The organism is Williamsia sp. M5A3_1d (assembly GCF_053345315.1).
Window position 1 is genome coordinate 497613 of sequence record NZ_JBKEZX010000002.1, and the last position, 16894, is coordinate 514506.

A 16894-nucleotide genomic window follows, 5' to 3' on the forward strand; every position below is an offset into this window, starting at 1 on the left:
GGATTCAGATCATTCGACTCGGGAGGTAGAACATGGCTGACGGAGACAAGCTGCAGGTCGATCTGAACGGCCTGCAAGCGGCGTCGAAGAAGATCATCGAACTCGGTGACAGCACCGACGGTGCGGTTGCCGGCGGTTCCGGCCTCACCCAGTTGATCGCCGGCGCGTTGGCGGGCGGAAACCTCTCGGGCTTCGCCACCGACGGACCACTCCGACGCATACCCGACGCAGCCGCCCAGGCCGCGCACACGCTCGCGGGCCGCTTCTACGTTCTGGGGGAGCTCGTCGACACCGCCGCCGCGAGGTACCACGACAGCGACACGGCCGCCGCGCGCGCCATCAACACCGCCGGCTACCTCAACGATCCGGGGAGTCGCTGACGATGCTGGGGCGTGCGGTTGTGTCGGCTGCGAACTTCGCTCCGATGAGGTCGTCAGCCTCAGCGCTGGTAGCCCAGGCACAGTCGATCGATACGAACGCGGACACTCTCACGTCGACTTTTGCCGGAGCGCCCTGGGTTGGAGCGGCAAAGAACTCGGCGGACCACAGGGCTGAGGAGGAGCGACGTGAGCATCGGAAGGTGTCGACCGACTTTCGTGCGCTCGCGCGGAGCTTGAACAACGACGCCGACCGGATGGACACCCTGTGCAAAGGACTCGTCCGCGACGCGTCAGCTCTCGAAGGAGACATGTACAGCGTCTCCGACGACTGGACCGTGAAAGATCTGTACAACTACGAGCTGGGCTTCCTCATAGCCGACGCCAACGATGACACAGCTGCTCGCGCTCAGCTCGAAAAGCTGCAACAACAGCGCGCTCAGGAGGCCGCCAACGAAACGCGACACCTCGTCGCGAACGCGACTGAGCTGACCCAGATCGATCAGCAGGCCGCAAAGGCCATCTCCTCACACCTCGACACCATCGCGAAGCTGACGCCGGCCTCCGCCGACTTGTCGAAGAAGCGAGCGACGCAGGACATGGCGACGCTGTCGGGACAGAACCTCGACGGCAGTGAGCCCACCGACGCGCAGAAGAAGGCCGCGGCCGACCGCCTCCATGCCGCGGCCGATCTGAGTGACGGAACTCGCGACGCCCTGAAATCGTCAGGACAAGCGGGGATCTCGCAGGAGAAGTACGACTATCTCGAAGGCGTTGCGGCGCAACTCCCGGACAATGTCAGCAACTACGACGACATCGGCGGCGATCTCACCCCCGAGCAGCACAAGGCCGTTCAGGGCGACGTCGCGGACACGTTGCGCATACTCGGGAACCCGTCCGTGAGCACGCTCAACGGCGATCGGGGCGGGATGGACAAACTTCCCAAGAATGTCCGCACTTTGCTGACGGAGAGCCCAACCGGAACCCGATCGGTGTCCCGTCACCCCATCGACGCCAAGAACCCGAACACCACAGAGTCTGTTCCGACATCGGAGTTCAAGCGGTTCGACGACTGGCGCGCGTTCACCAACACGCTCAGTTCGGGCGATCAGGATCTCAGGTTGGGCTCCGATGTGGATCGCGGCCTGTTGAAGCAAGCCTCCGAGATCGCGGGGCAAGTTACTCCGTCGACCGATGCGCAGGAATACACCGCTGATTCCAACATCCCCAACCAGGACATCGAGGTGCGCAAGACACTCGACGCAATGCTCAACAATGCCTCCGGTGACCACGAGGCAGTCCACGACCTCGTGACCGGTGACAACATGAAAGCAACCATCAGCGGCGGCGGTGCGTACAACGTCAACGACCACCTGAACGGCTTGATGCAGCACCAATGGTCGCCAGACGAGCAAGGCGCGCGGAACTTGTTCGATTGGGTGCGAGATCCGGGATCGGTGGTCGACCACGGGCACCAGGGCCAGCTGACCGGGGAGACCGCCACCGGTCTCGGTCGATATCTATCAGAGAATGCCCACTCGTTGAATCATATTCAGGTCTCAGGGGGCGACGAGTACACCTCGTTGGGTCGAATCAACCCAGAACTGACACGCGGCGTGGCAAGCGACCTGACACCACACCTGGGTGGGCTCGCCGGAATGCCCGACTCGACACTGTCGAACACGTTTGTGTCCGGGTTTGAACACCGACAGCAACTGTCGGACATGATTGGCGTTTTCGCGGGCGATCCGCAGGCCGCGCAAACGATTCACCATGGAGCACAAGACTGGATTCGGGTGGCCGCGTTCGAGGCGGGCCAGCATCCTGAGCTCGATACCGGTTTCGCGTCAAACGCTGGATCGCTTCAGCAGGCTCTCAAAGATGGGCTTGCCAGCCAATACGAAGCCATCCAGCAGAACAGCGACTATGGCAAGGCAGTCCACGACAATCAATGGGGCACAATGTACGACACCGCGAGTGGTGCAGCCTCCCTCATTCCCGGCGTTGGACCTCTCGTGGGTGTCATTTCTCCCGAGGCGAAACTGGCCCTTCAGGGCGGCCCAGACGTTCCGGGAGCACCTCCGACCACACAAGATCTCCGCGACCTGGCGCAGTTGCAGAGCCGGTCGGGCGTGAACCCCCTTCCGCCGCAGATCGCCTGGACCGAGGGCTACCTGCAGCAGCATCGCGATGCCATACCTCTGTTTCAGGACTTCATGACCGACGGCCGGCTGGACTGGACCAAAGTGCACGACGATCCCAAGGTTTTCACCGACTTGTTCGCACGGATGCCAGAGTCGGACAAGTGGAAGACCTACTACGATGGCGGCTTGCAAGCCGATGACCTGAACCCGAAACCACGATAGGACCTTAGAGTGAAGACTGCGGGCAAGGGCCTGTGGTTGTGTCCGCTACTGGCAACCCTTTTTGTGCTTACCGGAGCGTGTGGCAACAATCAGCAGCCAGATGTAGCAGTCGGACCGACCAGCACCATCGTCAATGGGCCTGACTCCGCACAAAACTTCTGGTTGCAAACCGACCCGGTTCGTCTCTCTTCTCCGGAGGGTACTTTCCTACGCGCCGCTCTCGAGTCATACGCCGGGATTGTCTATTCATCCGACGGCAGTTTCGCGTACCCGGGCTTCGTTGACAGCTCCGACATCAGGTACGTGAACGCCATTCCCGCGGCGCCCCTCGATCAGATGAGGCCGAAGTCGACATCGGCTTACTCTGTCATGTCAATCGGCGACCTTGGCGGAAGTGTCAGGCGTGCTGTGATTTGCTCGGCGGCGCAACAAACATTTGAAGGAATGCAGCCCTCCGACATCGAGATCGATAGATTAGAGCTTCGCTACCTCCGGACGGGCCCTGATCCCATTGCCTCGCCACCCGGTCCCGCGAGCAGGCCATCCATCGATGTCTTTGGCGGTTGGCGCCTTCAGTCGTATAACCGACTGAGGGCCGACGCATCGCCTGAAAGTCAGCGTTGTGCAGATATGGGGCTCGACCGGTATTTAGGCCGAACTTCAAGCCCGGGTTGGCCCGCCCCACCACAAGTTCCGTCCTCGTCCACGGGAACCCGATGAACCATCCAGCGTCCGGTCGCCCCGTGCGGCTGAGCGATCTTCCCGATGGTGTCGCCGACGCTCTGCGGCGATCCGCGCGACCCGGCGAGATCGAGGCCTTGCAGGCACGCGTCGCCGAGGGGCGAAAACAGCCCGCTCTCTCGCTGTCGCCAGAATCCGAGGGGGTTCCCGCCCACTTGCGACATCCGGTCCTTACTCCCGCCGAACGACAGCAGGAAATCGACGATCGAGGCCGATTCCAAACACTCGACGAGCAGATCGACGAGTGGCTCGACGACAACGGCGGCACCATTCCTCAGGACGTCTTGAATGACATGGTCCGGCGTCACCGCGCGCACCTCGCCGCGCGCATGACATCGAGCTGAAGCTTGTCCGATAGTTGATTATGCAGAATCGGCACCGAAAGCAGTCGCCGGCCGCTTAAAGCAACATCTACTGTGGACGGTCTCGGGGGCCTCCTGCAGCGTCTCGTCGCCCAAGGTGTCGGACGACTTCGGTACTCGCGACGGCGAGCCGTCGTAAACCCTGCGCCGATCGGCGATCAGTCCCAATCGCCGCTAAAAGGCAGCGGGAATGTTCCCTGCCGTGGGGGTGTCCGTACTGACTGACACACTCGGTCGACGGGAGGAACGACGGACATGAACCAGCCACGACTCAGCGGAACGGTTGCGGTGATCACCGGGGCATCGAGCGGGATCGGGGCCGCCACCGCGCGGGCGATCGCATCCGAGGGTGCGACAGTCGTGGTCCTGGCTCGACGCGTCGACCGTCTGACCGAGCTCGTCTCCGACATCGAGGCAACCGGCGGTAGCGCGCAGGCCCATGAGGTCGACGTGACCGACGCTGACGCAGTAGCTCGGGCCATCGCGTCCATCGGCGACGAGTTCGGACGCATCGACATCCTCGTCAACAACGCCGGATTCCTTGCCAACACACCGGCTCTCGAGGCTGATCTCGCCGACTGGCACCAGATGGTCGACGTCAACATCAACGGCGTCCTCAACATCACCCATGCCGCCCTTCCGCTCGTCGCCGCCGCACCTGGAGGCGTCCGCGGGATAGCCGACATCGTGACCCTGAGCTCTGTCGCCGGACGGCGGGTGCCCCGACCCGAGAGCAATGTCTACTCGGCGACGAAGCATGCCGTCACCGCGTTCTCCGAGGCACTTCGTCGCGAACTCGCCGAGAAGCAGGTCCGAGTCGGGGTGGTCGAGCCCGGCGTGGTCCGCAGCGAGATGACGACCGGCGATTCCAAAGGCGCACCCGACGCCACGCAGGGCACCCCGCTGCTCGCTGAGGACATCGCCGACGCGATCGTCTACATGGTGACCCGGCCCGATCATGCCGCGGTCAACGAGATCCTCATCCGCCCGAGTGAGCAGTCGCTCTGAGCGGCTTGCGCACCGGCGTCTCAGTCGAGCGGAGCCGACCAGGCGACCTGCATGAGGCGCTCGCCGCTGCGCGCCACGAGCACACCCCGCCCCGGTGGACGCGGGGCGCTGCGTACCGAGCCGAGCAGGACGCCTTCGTCTTTCGACGCGCTCATCGCGAGACCGTCGACCGACAGGTCCTTCAGGCGGGCGATGATCGGGTCGTACATCGCGCGTGATGCTCCGCCGCTGCGGCGGGCCAGGATCAGGTGCACACCGATGTCGCGTCCCTGCGCGAGCAGATCGACCAGTGGACTCAGCGGGTTGCCCGAGGCGACCGCCACCATGTCGTAGTCGTCGACCACCACATAGATCTCCGGCCCCTGCCACCATGACCGGTCTCGCAGCTGGGCTGCGGTCACCTCGGGCCCCGGGATCCGCTCCTGCAGTACGCCGGCGAGTTGCAGGAGGTAGGGCTCGGCCTGCGCCGCCGTGCTCGCGTACCCCGCGAGGTGGTTGCCCTCCACCTCGCCGAGCAGCGAACGCCGGTAGTCGACGACGATGATCTTCGTCTGCGCGGGCGAACCGTTGGCCACGAGTCCGCGCACGATGGTCCGCAGCAGCGTGGTCTTGCCGCTCTCGACATCCGCGAACGCCATGAAGTGCGGCTGTGTGGCGAAATCGAGCGTGACAGGCGCCAATTCGGCCTCGTCGATACCGATCGTGACCCTCATGGCCGAGCGGGGAACCAGCGATTCGGCGCGTGCGACGACCTCGTCGCGATCCACCCGTTCGGGCAGCATCCGCACCCCCGGAGCCGACCGGCCCCGGTAGAACTCACCGACCTGCCCGACAGCGTCGGCGACACCTGTGGACAGATCATCGGTCGCCGACGATCCGTCGACACGGGGCAGACCGAGCAGCATGTGCAGCTTGTCGGGGCTCAGGCCGCGACCCGGGCGACCCACGGGGACGGTGACCGCGACCCTGCGATCGACCTCGGAATCGGACGGATCACCGAGACGCAGCTCGATGCGGGTGCCCAGCAGATCCTTCACCACCGGACGGATCTCCATCCAGCGCGACGCGGTGATCACCAGGTGAACACCGAACGACAGTCCCTGCGCGGCAATGGCACTGAACGCGTCCTCGATCACGTCGAACTCCGAGCGAACCGTGGCCCAGCCGTCGACCACGAGGAACAGGTCGCCGAACTTGTCGGCGGAGAGGCGCTCGTCGCCCGCGGCGCGGCGACGCCGGAACTCCTGCATCGAATCGATACCGAGGTCGCGGAAACGCGCTTCGCGCTGCCGCAGCACCGACATCACCTCGGCGACGGTGCGCCGCACGCGATCCTCGTCGAGTCGTGTCGCGACAGATCCCACGTGCGGGAGACCGGCGAGACCGGCCAGGGTGCCGCCACCGAAGTCGAGGCAGTAGAACTGCACCTGTTCGGGGGTGTGGGTGATGGCCGCGGCCATGATGAAGCTGCGCACTGCCGTCGACTTGCCCGACTGCGGGCCACCGACGATCGCGGCGTGGCCCTGCGCTCCCGACAGATCGAGTTCGAGGACGTCGCGACGCTGATCGTAGGGGCGGTCGACGATCCCGACGGGGAAACGCAGCGACGGTGTCGATGCCGACGCCGCGGATCGCCAGTCGCGTGCACGCAGCAACGACGACACCGGCGGGGAGTCCTCGAGCGGCGGCAGCCACACCTCGTGGGCGGGCCGACCGTGTCCGACGAGTCGAGAGACCACCATGTCGAGTTCGGTGACGGTGCGTCCATCCTGCAGGATCGGTCCGGCGTCGTCGGCGACGGGCTCCTCGATCACCGTCGGCTCGGGCATCACCACCTCGGGCACATACGTCGCGGAGAACACCCGGATCGGCACACTCGGCCCCGACCGGGCCGCCCCGCCGGCCCCGCGGACGACCGTTCGACCCGGCAGGTACGGGCCCGACACATAGGAGGCGTTGAACCGGGTCGGCTCCTGCGAATCGCACTTGAGGTACGCCGAGCCCGGGACCGCGGGCAGGTGATACGCGTCGGGAACACCGAGAACGGCACGAGATTCGCTGGCCGAGAACGTTTTCAGGCCGATGCGGTAGGACAGGTGCGAATCGAGGCCGCGGAGCTTGCCCTCCTCGAGTCGCTGCGACGCCAACAGCAGGTGCATCTGCAGCGACCGACCGAGGCGACCGATCATCACGAACAGTTCCGCGAAATCCGGTTTCTGCGAGAGCAACTCGGAGAACTCGTCGACCACGATGAACAATGCGGGGAGCGGGTCGAGGGTCGCGCCGTTGATACGCGCCTTCTCGTATTCACCCACGTTGGCGAAGTTGCCCGACGACCGCAGCAGCTCCTGGCGTCGGTTCATCTCACCGGCCAGCGCGTCCCGCATACGGTCGACCATTGCCAACTCGTCTTCGAGGTTGGTGATGACCGCTGCGACGTGCGGCAACTCGTCGAGCCCGAGGAACGTCGCACCACCCTTGAAGTCGACGAGGATGAGGTTCAACGACTCCGGCGCATGGGTGGTCACCATCGACAGCACCAGTGTTCGCAGGAACTCCGACTTGCCCGAACCGGTGGCACCGATGCACAGGCCGTGCGGGCCCATGCCGTTCTCGGCGGCCTCCTTGATGTCGATCTCGAGCGGCGCGCCGTCCTCGGTGACCCCCACCGGGACACGCAACCGATCACGTGGCGTCCGGGGCCGCCACACGCGGTCGGGTTCGATGGCCGCGGCGTCGGGGACACCGATGAGCCGCATCAGCCCGGGGTCGCGGGGGCCAGTGTCGGCGTCGAGGTTCATCAGTTGTGCTGCGGTCGCCAGCGAGAACCGCGCCATGCGACGGGCGATGGCCTCGGCGGTGGCTACGGGCATCTCGTCGGGGCGGGCGAAGTTCTCGACCCCGAACGCCGAACGCGCGCCGAGGTTGGAGCCGTCGATCACCAGCTGCGTCCCGCGGCGCGCGGCGAGGGTCACCGGGGTCTCGCTCAACCCGATCACGCTCACCGAGTCGAGTCCGCCGTCGTTGATGCTGCGCTCGTCGCCGGCGACGAAGCCGCCGGCGAGGACGACCACCCACTGGATCCGTCCGTCGACCGGGGATGCGTTGCGCGAGAACCGCGGTCGTTCGGTGAGCTCGGGATCGTGATCCTGCTCGAATTCGCGCAGCGACTGATAGAGCATGCGTGCGGGGCCGGCGCCGTCGCGGCGCGTGGGGTGTCCGGCGTGCGGGAGCCATTTTGCCCACGACCACTCGGCGGTGTCGGGGTCGCGGCACACGATCGCGACACGCAGGAGGTCGGGACCGTGGAACATGCACAGCTGCAGCACCATCGAGCGCGCCAGCGAGTTCACCGCATCCGTGTTGCCCTCGATGGTGATGGCAGGAAACGCCCGCAGCGACACCGCCGTCGGGAGCCCGCGGACCACCGCGTGCATGCGGATGAAGCGGCGAAGGGCCATCACCGACACCGGTTCGAGGTCTTCGAGTGGACCGGTCTCGGGTCGGGCGAGTCGGGTCGCGAGTCGCTGGGCACCGAGACCGAGCCGGACGTGCGCGAAGTCGGCATCGTCGGAACGTCGCTCCCACATGCGGCGCGAACCCACCGCGGGCAGCAGCGATCCCGGCGAGGGATGCGACCACGACAGGGCCTTGAGCTGGTCGTGCGCGGTGTCGTCGACGTCTTTGCGGAGCCGACCCAGGTAGCGGAGGTAGTCCTTGCGTTCCTCGTTCAGTTCGGCGGCCTTGGGCCCGTTTCCCCGGCCGCCGCCGGCGAACATGCCGACCATCGACATCAGCATCATCATCGGGAAGAGCAGTGTGACGGGGTTGCGCAGTGCCGACGATCCGGCGGTGAAGAACAGCGCCATCATGCCGACCATGGCGACCACCATCACCAGCGGCAGCAGACGCATGAGGATGCTGCCCGGCACGTTGCGGGGGATCTCGGGCGGTGGCTGCACCGACATCTCGCCGCCGGGGAGCCGTGGACGAGGCGGCCGTGCCCGACGAACGAATCCCTCAGTCGTCATGTGACCTCCCCGGTGCTGCGAGTCGTTGCGTCGGCTATCGTACGTTTCGCACAGGTGACAGGGAGGCACTGGATACAGATGACGACTCAACCGCCTCATCCGGTGTCGGGACCGCCGGGCGGGATGGCCACCGCGGGTGCGTTCGCCCCGCCGATGTCGGCCGGCGCCATGCTGTCGAACCCCACTCCCTCGGCGACGCCCACGCGGGTCGAACCGCAACTGTGCCGCGTATCGGTGCTGTCGGGTCGCACCCAGGTCGATGTCGCGTTGCCGGCCGAGGTGCCTATCGCGTCGTTGATCCCCGAACTCGCGGGCCTGCTGCTGCGCAACCAGTTCGGCGAGCCCGAACGGGTTCCCGACGATCTGTCGTTGCACTGGACGCTGGGCAAGGTGGGCCAGAAGGTCCTCGACGAGACCCGCACCCTCCTCGAATCCGGTGTGGTCGACGGTGACCTGCTGGTGCTGCGTTCGGAGGCCACCACCGAACTGCCCACCGTCTACGACGACGTGATCGACGCCGTCGCCGGCATCACCCGCCGGGAGTTCCAGTCGTGGTCGCCGGTCGCCGCGCGATGGGTCGGTGTGATCGCCTTCCTGACCACTGTCACCGCGGCAACGGTGTTGGCGATGATCGCGTCGTGGTCGGAGCAGCGACTCGACATCGGTGCGGTCGCGTTCGTCGCGTTCGTGGTGTTTGCCGTGGCCGGGATCGCCTCGCGCGGCGCGGCCGACCACCGATCGGTGGGCGCCGCACTCACCGTCGCGATGTGCATGACCGTGTTCGTAGGCTGTTTCGCCACCCTTCCCGCCGACGATCACTCCGCAAACGTCCTGCTCGGAGCTGGGATTTCGGTCCTCGTGGCGGTGATGGCACTGCGCATGACCACCGGCGAGCCCTTCACGCACCTCGCCCTCATCACCGTCTCGGCGCTGGTGTCGTTGGGCGCCCTCGGTCAGCTGCTGTCCGCCGCGCCGGTGCAGCACACGGCGGCCGCGCTCGGTGTCGCGGCGTTGCTCGTCGCCCTCATCGCGCCGCGCCTCACCATCCTTCTTGTGCGGTTGCCGATCCCGACCGTCCCCTCGGCCGGTGCCTCGCTCGACGACATCGACCCGCCGAATCAACAGAACATCAACGCCGGTGTGGCCGCCATCGGCGCCGTCGCCCTCCCCGAGACCGCCGCGCTGGAACTGCGCGCGAAGGCCGCCAACGCTCACATGTCCGGGCTGATGCTCGGTGCCGCCGCGGTCGCCGGGGTCTGCGCGGTGATCGTCGCGGTGCCGACACCGGATTTCGATTGGAAGTCGGCGCTTCTCGGCGTGCTGATCGCTGCGGCGATCGTGTTGCGCGGGCGTTCGCACACCGATCTGGTGCAGGCCGCGGGGATGATCGGTGTCGGCGCGGCAACCCTGCTCGGAGTCATCGGTGCCCAGGTGTTCGCCGGTGGCGGCTGGGTGGTGCTCGGCGTCGGGGTGTCGCTACTCCTGGCGGGCGCCGCTTTCGGTTTCGGCGTGATCACCCCGTCGATGGAGTTCTCACCGGTGCTGCGGCGCATCGGCGAGATCATCGAATACCTCATCATCACCGCGACCGTGCCGATCGCGGCCTGGGTGGTGGGCCTGTACTCGCTCGCTCGCGGGTTATGAGGGCGCGGACGTCACGCGTCCTCGGACGTCGCGCCATCGTCCCGCGTGTGCTGCTGGCTTCGGCCATCGCGATGGGCGCCACATCGGCGGCGCCCATGACGGCCCTCGCACTCCCGGGTCCCGCGCGGACTCTGACCCCGCCCACCATCTCGGGTCCCGTGCCGTCGCAGAATCCCGTGGGGCCCACGGTGCCGACGAAGCAGACCGTCGCCACGTGTGTCGAGACGGTGGCGTCGAAGAGCGACTACATCTCCCCACCCGCTGCGTTCAGCCTTCTCGGGGTCGAGAAGGCCTGGGCGTTCTCCCGCGGAGCCGGCCAGCGTGTCGCGGTGATCGACACCGGCGTGTTCCGGCACCCGCGGTTGTCGGTGAGCGGTGGCGGCGACTACGTCTCCAACTCCGACGGCACGCGCGACTGCGACGGACACGGCACCCAGGTGGCCGGCATCATCGCCGCCAAGCAGTCGAGTTCCGACGGCTTCGCCGGCGTCGCGCCCGACGCATCGATCATCGCGATCCGGCAGACCTCGGGGGCGTACGAGGCCGCCGATTCGCAGCGCAAGCCCGATGGCACCCCACTGACGCCGGATGGCTACGGCGACGTGACCACACTCGCCAAAGCTGTTGTGCGAGCCGTCGATCTAAGAGCGACGGTCATCAACATCTCCGAGGGGGCCTGCAATTCGGCGGGCACCGATCTACGCGATCAGTCGCTGGGCGCGGCGGTGAAGTACGCCTACCAGCGCAACGTGGTGGTGGTGGCCGCGGCCGACAACGTCACCCAGGGCAAAGAGGGGTGCAGCGCGCAGAACCCCGCGGCGCTGGGTGGTCGTGACGCCGACCCGTGGGCGAGTGTGATCACCAAATCATCGCCCGCCTACTTCTCCCCGTACGTGGTCAGCGTCGGCGCAGTCGAGAACGATGGTCGCCCATCGAGCTACTCCCTCGCCGGCCCCTGGGTCACCGTCGCCGCACCCGGCTCCGACCTCGCCTCACTCAACATCGCTGCCACGCCGGCGATCATCGACGGCACCAGAACCCAGAACGGTGTCTCCCCGATCACCGGCACCAGCTTCGCCGCACCGTTCGTGTCCGGACTCGCCGCACTCATCCGAGCACGATTCCCCGATCTCACTGCTGCACAGGTGATCAACCGGATCACCCGCACCGCGCACCATCCCGCCGACGGTCGCGACGGCGCCGTCGGATACGGCCTCATCGACCCCGTCGCAGCGCTGACCACCACCAGCCCCGACACCCTCGAAACGGGCGCCAACCCCGCCGACCCCCGCACCGGCGACACCCGCAACGTCTATGCCGCCGCCCCCATCGCGCCCCCTGCGAACAACCCCGGCCCCGACCCGGTCCCCCGCTACATCGCCATCGGCGTGGGCGCCGGCGCCCTCGCACTCGCCGCCATCGGCTGGCTGCTGCTCCACCGCCGAAACGGCGACCGCAGGCAACTCCGTGAGGGAATCGACTACTGATGCCCGACGCCTGGAACCTGAGCACCCGCGAGTTCCGGTTGCTGTGGGAAGAGTTCGATGCCAGCGATTACCCGCTCGAGTTCGCCTACACCGGGACCGACGACATTCATCGAGGTTCCGACGGTCCCTCGGCACCGTCGATCAGAGCCGAGCGCCTCACGACCCCGCAACGGGAGGCCATGACCGCGCTGTGCAAACCGTCGATCACCATCGGCGTCGGGGGGCTCGATGCGCGCAAACCGTTCACCGACACCTCGCACCAGTCGCGACTGGTGTCGGCGACCCGCGACACCGAACACGTCTACATCGCCCGACAAAAGCTCGGCGACTCACCCAGCATCGGCGCCACGGTGTCGATCACCCGCCACGCCCTCAAAACGTGGACAAGGGATCTCGTCGGGCTGCTACCGGCCGCGGCATCGGCCGGCTCTCTCCCGTCGGACACGAATGTCGGTTTCGGCCGGCTCCCCGGCGCGGACACCTCGACCGTCGCCACCGTCGTCGCTCCGCAGCACCCGAGCGCTGCGAGCGCTTTCACCAATCCACAGCCCGCCACGTGCGGGAGCATTCGAGTCCAAGTCGGATCGATCACCGACGAACTCCGCCCGCTCAGCATGGAACTGCGCTACCGCGACATCCCCGGTGACGGCCGCTACCTGCTCATCATCGACTCGCCCGGCGCCGCCCTCCCCATCGACGACACCTCGTTCGCAAAGACCCTCAACCGTGTCATCAACACACTGCGCAATCGACACAATCAACGGGCTCGCACCTGACCGGTACACATGTACAGCGTCTGGTAGAAAAGTAGGCGCGCTGGCAGGAACAATCCCGTCGAGATGGCATACGCTCGATGTCCCACCGACCGTTCGACTAGGTAACGAGGCTTACACAGTGACGTCCCGCCGCACCGCCCGACTGGCAACCATCGGCCTCGCCGGGCTCCTCGCGACAATTACCGCCTGCAGCTCCGCCACCACCACAAACGACGCGTCCTCCTCGTCGAGCGCCGACGCCGCTGCATCGTCACCAGCGTTCCCGTCAGAATCCGTCCCACCCGGCGTCCAGAAGGACTCCGTCCTCGACCTCAACTCCACCAAAGACATGACCGGCGTCGTCACCACGGTCAGCGGACCTGAAAGCCCCTACATCGATCACCTTCCCGACATCTGCGGCCTCGTCCCCGACACCGCAATGCAACAACTGGGCGTGCAGAACAAGTCTCGCGGATTCCGCGGGACACAGCTGGTAACACAGTCCTGTGTGATGCAGCACCTCGATTCCGGAAACGTCACGTATAGCGTCACCCCATCCTTTTATGTAAGCAATTTTTCTCAGATCACCACACCTGATGTAGCTGTAATCCAGCAGCGCGGAATAAAACTCACGGACAAGATCACGGCAATCACTACAAAGCTGCCACCCTACGGGCCAGACGACTCCACATTTCGAGAGGAGTGCGGCGCGGCCTGGGGAACATTCTTTGGTTCCATTAACGTCAACTATCGAACCAAGACTCCTGCGACCGATGACCCCTGCGAAGGCGCAATCCGCGCCGCCCGCATCCTCGCGCCGAATATGCCCAAAAGTCCGTCCGAAATGAGAGCCGCTCCATGACCCCTCCGGGTTTCACCTTCAGACCGTCGACAGCGGAGAGTGTCTCCTCCGCAGCCCAGGGGTTCGCTGGAGCGGTTTCTCGATTGTCCGATCTAGTGAGTGGCCTTCGCAAAAGCGGCGGTAATGGCACTTTTGCGTCCGGACAGGCGGTCGGCGCCGCACTTTCCACACTCGGTGATGTTGCGAGCCAGATGAGCGACCGACTTAATTCGGCAATCGAGGAATACAACAAAGCAATCATCGCGGCGGGCGGTTTGATCACGCAGCAAGAGTCCGACAACGCTCGTTCAATCGGCGCGGCCGGGAGCAGCGACAAGCCGTCTTCGATACCACTCCCTTTCGGGGCCAGCAGCGCTTTGCCGGGAAGCACACCCACCGTGATCCCCAATGGTCCGAGTCTCGCCGATCAGATGCAGTCCACCTTTTACGACCTGCCGCCGGTGCCTTCCGGAAGCCCGGACGCGGCAGGAAGATTCCCGTGCGGAGCAGCACCGGAGGGAACCGGTGGTCTCACCCTCGACATCTGCCAGGCCAACCTGTCGCCCGCAGATGCCGGGTATCTACAGCGCCTGGCCCAACAGTGGCAGCAACTCGGCGCGGACCTCACCGACGCAGTGACCGCGTTCCACCAGATCGTGCAGTCGAAGATGGCGGCCGGAGGATGGACAGGCACCTCCGGGCCAGCGGTCGGGGCTGCAGCACACAAACTGGTCAACACCAGCGTCGAGATCTCCGCCGAAGCAGCCGCCAACGGTGGCGCCATCGTCGCCTGGGCCGGCGCCCTGGGCACCACCAAAACCGCCATCGAACAAATCACAGGTTCACGTACAGCCGCGATGGCGACCACGCCGCCTGAGGCGATGATCGCCACCCAGAACCAGTTCGACACACTGGCCCGAACCACCATCGACACCATCTACAACCCTGGCGTCACCGCGATCGCCAGTGGACTGTCCAACCTCACCGACCCCGCCAGCCCGGTCACCGGGGTTGCCATCGGTGTCGGCGGCGCCACCGGCCAAGGCGGCGGTGGCGCCACCAACCCGGCCAGCGGATCGACCACTGGGCTGACAGGATCCGGCGGTAGTGGGTCATCAGGTGCCGGCGGAGGATCCGGGCCCGGCGGGAACCGCACAGGAAATGACGCCGCCGGCACCCTGAGCCGCCAAGCGACCGGTGACCCCGCAGCCAACGCCGCGAAAACCGCAGCCAACCAAACAGGGCAAGGTGGTCAGAATCCGGCGTCGGCGGCGCAATCAGCGATGTCGAAAGCCGGTGACAGTGCGAAAAGCCTCGGCGGCAACAGCGGTAGCGGGTCACCGTTGACCCGCTCCGCTGGGCTCGGTGGCTTGTCCGACGCGGAGAAGGCCGCTAAAGCAGCAGCTCTCGGTAAAGCCGGTGGCGGTGCAGGCGGAGGTGGTAGCGCGAGCGGTGGTGGTGGTGCCGGGAAACTCGGCGGCATCGGCGCCGGAGCAGGTGCCGCCGCCGCAGAAGGATCACTGTCCGCACGCTCCAGCGGCTCAGCGCTCACCGCCGCCGAACGCGCCCTCGCCGGACAACAAGCCGCCCCCGCAACCGGACGCGCAGGCGCAATGTCACCCGGCATGGGCGGCCGCGGCGCAGGCAACAAAGAAGAAGACAAAGAACACACCGTCGCCCGCTACCTCATCACCGCCGAACACGGCGACGAAATCGCCGGCGAACTCCCCGACGTCGCACCCGACGTCATCGGCGGACTCAACCTCGACACCACCGACAACCCACCCACACCGTGAGCGACTGCGGGCCGTAGGTCCGCGGTTAGGAACCGACGCCGGGCTCGATGTCGGACTGCGCGATCAGGGCGGCATTGCGGGCCAGCGCGGGACCGGGCGGGATCAGCTTCACCACCGGGTACGGCGCGAGCAGGGGTTCGGGCATCCCCAGCGCCTGGATCGAACTGTCCGGCACCCCGTAACGGACACCGGTGTCGGAGACGTAAAAGTCCGACGCCGTCGCTCCGCTGTCTGGGTTCGAGCCCGTGGTGCGGACGAAATAGCCCGATCCCGGCGGAATGTAGGTGAGGTCGGCGCTCACGCCGTCGACTCGCGAACCGACCGAAGGGATCAGCTCCTTCTGATCGGCCACCGGGATCGAGGGGGTCAACGACACCGACAGGGTGGCGGGTCGATCCCGATCCTTGCGCCACCCGAGGCACAGCGCCTGTTGGGAGGTCCCGTCGACCTCGACCGGCGTGGTGTCGGGGTATCCGTCCAGCTTCAGCGTGTCGACCTGCGGCACCGAGACGATGGCGTTGGGCTCGAGCGTGACGGGCTGCCCACTCGAGGCGATCGAGGCGCGGATCAGGTCGGCCACGAACGGCGAGACCGCCTGGATCCCGTTGTTCAACACCACATAGAGCTGCTCGCGGGAACCCGCCTGTGCGTCGAGGCTCGACACCCGCAGGATCGAGCCGACACGTGCGCCGCCGAGTGTGAAGCTCGAGGGGTCACCGGCACCGACGATCGTCGGGGCCACGATCGGCGGTGCCGGCGGCACCGAGTCGAGGAACGACGTGCTGGCCGCACGGGGCTGGATCGACTGCAGTGCCAGGGCCTGTCGGATCACCGGATCGTCGGGATCGACCTGAGCCCGGGTGTTGCGATAGATCAGATACGAGGAGTCCCCGTTACGCACGAAGAGCGCGTCGTTCGATCCGAGCTGCTGGGTCCCGGTGGCGTAGCTGGGCGTGCCCGCGACCACGCCGAGCGTCGGAGATCCCTCCGGGTCACGAGGCTCGGTGAGTCGATCGCAGACCGTCCACTCCGACACACCGGGAGCGCCCCGCGCCGCGAGACTGCTGGGAGCGCCGGGGATCCCGACCTGAGGTCCGCGGGGATAGTCGGCGAGCACGGAGTCCTTCACCGAGTTGGGCTTGGCGGACGAACCGGTGACCAGCCGTGCCGACGCGAGGTTGAGCGCGGGCCGGAGCTGTCCGTTGAGCAGCACGTAGAGCTGACCGGAGTCCTTGCTCATCAGGATCTTCGAGTCGCCGACCGAACCCTGCGGCTTGAAGAACGACACGGCGACCGCACCACCGAGCACGACCAGCGTCAGCACCAAACCGACGACGAGCGACTTCACGTGCGCGCTCATCGGATCGTGGATCATCCGGACATCACGCCGGACCAGCGCGTGCTCGAGCCGACGCAGGAGGAAGCGGTAACCGCTGACCTGTGACTTGGTAGTTCGCTGTGCCATGTCTCGACCCCGTTCGCCCTC

General features: G+C 66.3%; 11 protein-coding genes. 9 read left to right on the forward strand and 2 right to left on the reverse strand.

Annotated elements, in window-relative coordinates:
- The first annotated feature begins 32 nt into the window (after positions 1 to 32).
- The 4 genes from ACLBW1_RS09890 (at position 33) to ACLBW1_RS09905 (ending at position 4854) form a co-directional block, all read left to right on the forward strand.
- Entirely contained in the window at positions 33 to 380 is a 348-nt protein-coding gene (locus ACLBW1_RS09890) for a hypothetical protein (RefSeq protein ID WP_447811655.1), read from the forward strand.
- 200 nt (positions 381 to 580) lie between these two features.
- Entirely contained in the window at positions 581 to 2743 is a 2163-nt protein-coding gene (locus ACLBW1_RS09895; RefSeq protein ID WP_447811656.1) for a TPR repeat region-containing protein, read from the forward strand.
- A gap of 743 nt (positions 2744 to 3486) precedes the next feature.
- On the forward strand, positions 3487 to 3828 hold the full coding sequence (locus ACLBW1_RS09900) for a hypothetical protein (protein WP_447811657.1): 342 nt from the start codon (positions 3487 to 3489) through the stop codon (positions 3826 to 3828).
- 273 nt (positions 3829 to 4101) lie between these two features.
- Positions 4102 to 4854: an SDR family oxidoreductase gene (locus tag ACLBW1_RS09905; protein ID WP_447811658.1), complete on the forward strand. Its 753-nt coding sequence runs from the start codon at positions 4102 to 4104 to the stop codon at positions 4852 to 4854.
- A 20-nt stretch (positions 4855 to 4874) separates the two neighbouring features.
- Here the strand turns inward: ACLBW1_RS09905 and eccCa are convergent, their stop codons facing one another.
- Entirely contained in the window at positions 4875 to 8885 is a 4011-nt protein-coding gene (gene eccCa / locus ACLBW1_RS09910) for a type VII secretion protein EccCa (protein ID WP_447811659.1), read from the reverse strand.
- A gap of 78 nt (positions 8886 to 8963) precedes the next feature.
- Here eccCa and eccD point away from each other — a divergent pair, with 78 nt between their 5' ends.
- The 5 genes from eccD to ACLBW1_RS09935 all read left to right on the forward strand — a co-directional run bounded on the left by eccD (position 8964) and on the right by ACLBW1_RS09935 (position 15408).
- Entirely contained in the window at positions 8964 to 10529 is a 1566-nt protein-coding gene (gene eccD, locus ACLBW1_RS09915) for a type VII secretion integral membrane protein EccD (protein WP_447811660.1), read from the forward strand.
- A gap of 47 nt (positions 10530 to 10576) precedes the next feature.
- Positions 10577 to 12016, forward strand: a complete 1440-nt coding sequence (mycP, locus tag ACLBW1_RS09920) for a type VII secretion-associated serine protease mycosin (RefSeq protein ID WP_447811661.1) — start codon at positions 10577 to 10579, stop codon at positions 12014 to 12016.
- Positions 12016 to 12792 carry a hypothetical protein gene (locus ACLBW1_RS09925; protein WP_447811662.1) on the forward strand — a complete coding sequence of 259 codons (777 nt, stop codon included), beginning with the start codon at positions 12016 to 12018 and terminating at the stop codon, positions 12790 to 12792. The genes mycP and ACLBW1_RS09925 overlap by 1 nt, the downstream gene beginning before the upstream one ends.
- Before the next feature lie 118 nt (positions 12793 to 12910).
- Entirely contained in the window at positions 12911 to 13633 is a 723-nt protein-coding gene (locus ACLBW1_RS09930) for a hypothetical protein (RefSeq protein WP_447811663.1), read from the forward strand.
- A gap of 83 nt (positions 13634 to 13716) precedes the next feature.
- Positions 13717 to 15408, forward strand: coding sequence for a hypothetical protein (locus tag ACLBW1_RS09935; RefSeq protein ID WP_447811664.1), 1692 nt, complete (start codon positions 13717 to 13719; stop codon positions 15406 to 15408).
- Positions 15409 to 15433: 25 nt separating this feature from the next.
- On the opposite strand, the gene eccB is transcribed toward ACLBW1_RS09935, so the two are convergent.
- The gene (gene eccB / locus ACLBW1_RS09940) at positions 15434 to 16873 is read right to left on the reverse strand and encodes a type VII secretion protein EccB (RefSeq protein WP_447811665.1); all 1440 of its coding nucleotides are present in this window, start codon (positions 16871 to 16873) and stop codon (positions 15434 to 15436) included.
- Between the last annotated feature and the right edge of the window lie 21 nt (positions 16874 to 16894).

Coding starts and splice junctions, on each gene's coding strand:
- ACLBW1_RS09890 (WP_447811655.1), top strand. CDS start 33: ATGGCTGACGGAGACAAGCTGCAGGTCGATCTGAACGGCCTGCAAGCG.
- ACLBW1_RS09905 (WP_447811658.1), top strand. CDS start 4,102: ATGAACCAGCCACGACTCAGCGGAACGGTTGCGGTGATCACCGGGGCA.
- eccCa (WP_447811659.1), bottom strand. CDS start 8,885: ATGACGACTGAGGGATTCGTTCGTCGGGCACGGCCGCCTCGTCCACGG.
- eccD (WP_447811660.1), top strand. CDS start 8,964: ATGACGACTCAACCGCCTCATCCGGTGTCGGGACCGCCGGGCGGGATG.
- ACLBW1_RS09925 (WP_447811662.1), top strand. CDS start 12,016: ATGCCCGACGCCTGGAACCTGAGCACCCGCGAGTTCCGGTTGCTGTGG.
- eccB (WP_447811665.1), bottom strand. CDS start 16,873: ATGGCACAGCGAACTACCAAGTCACAGGTCAGCGGTTACCGCTTCCTC.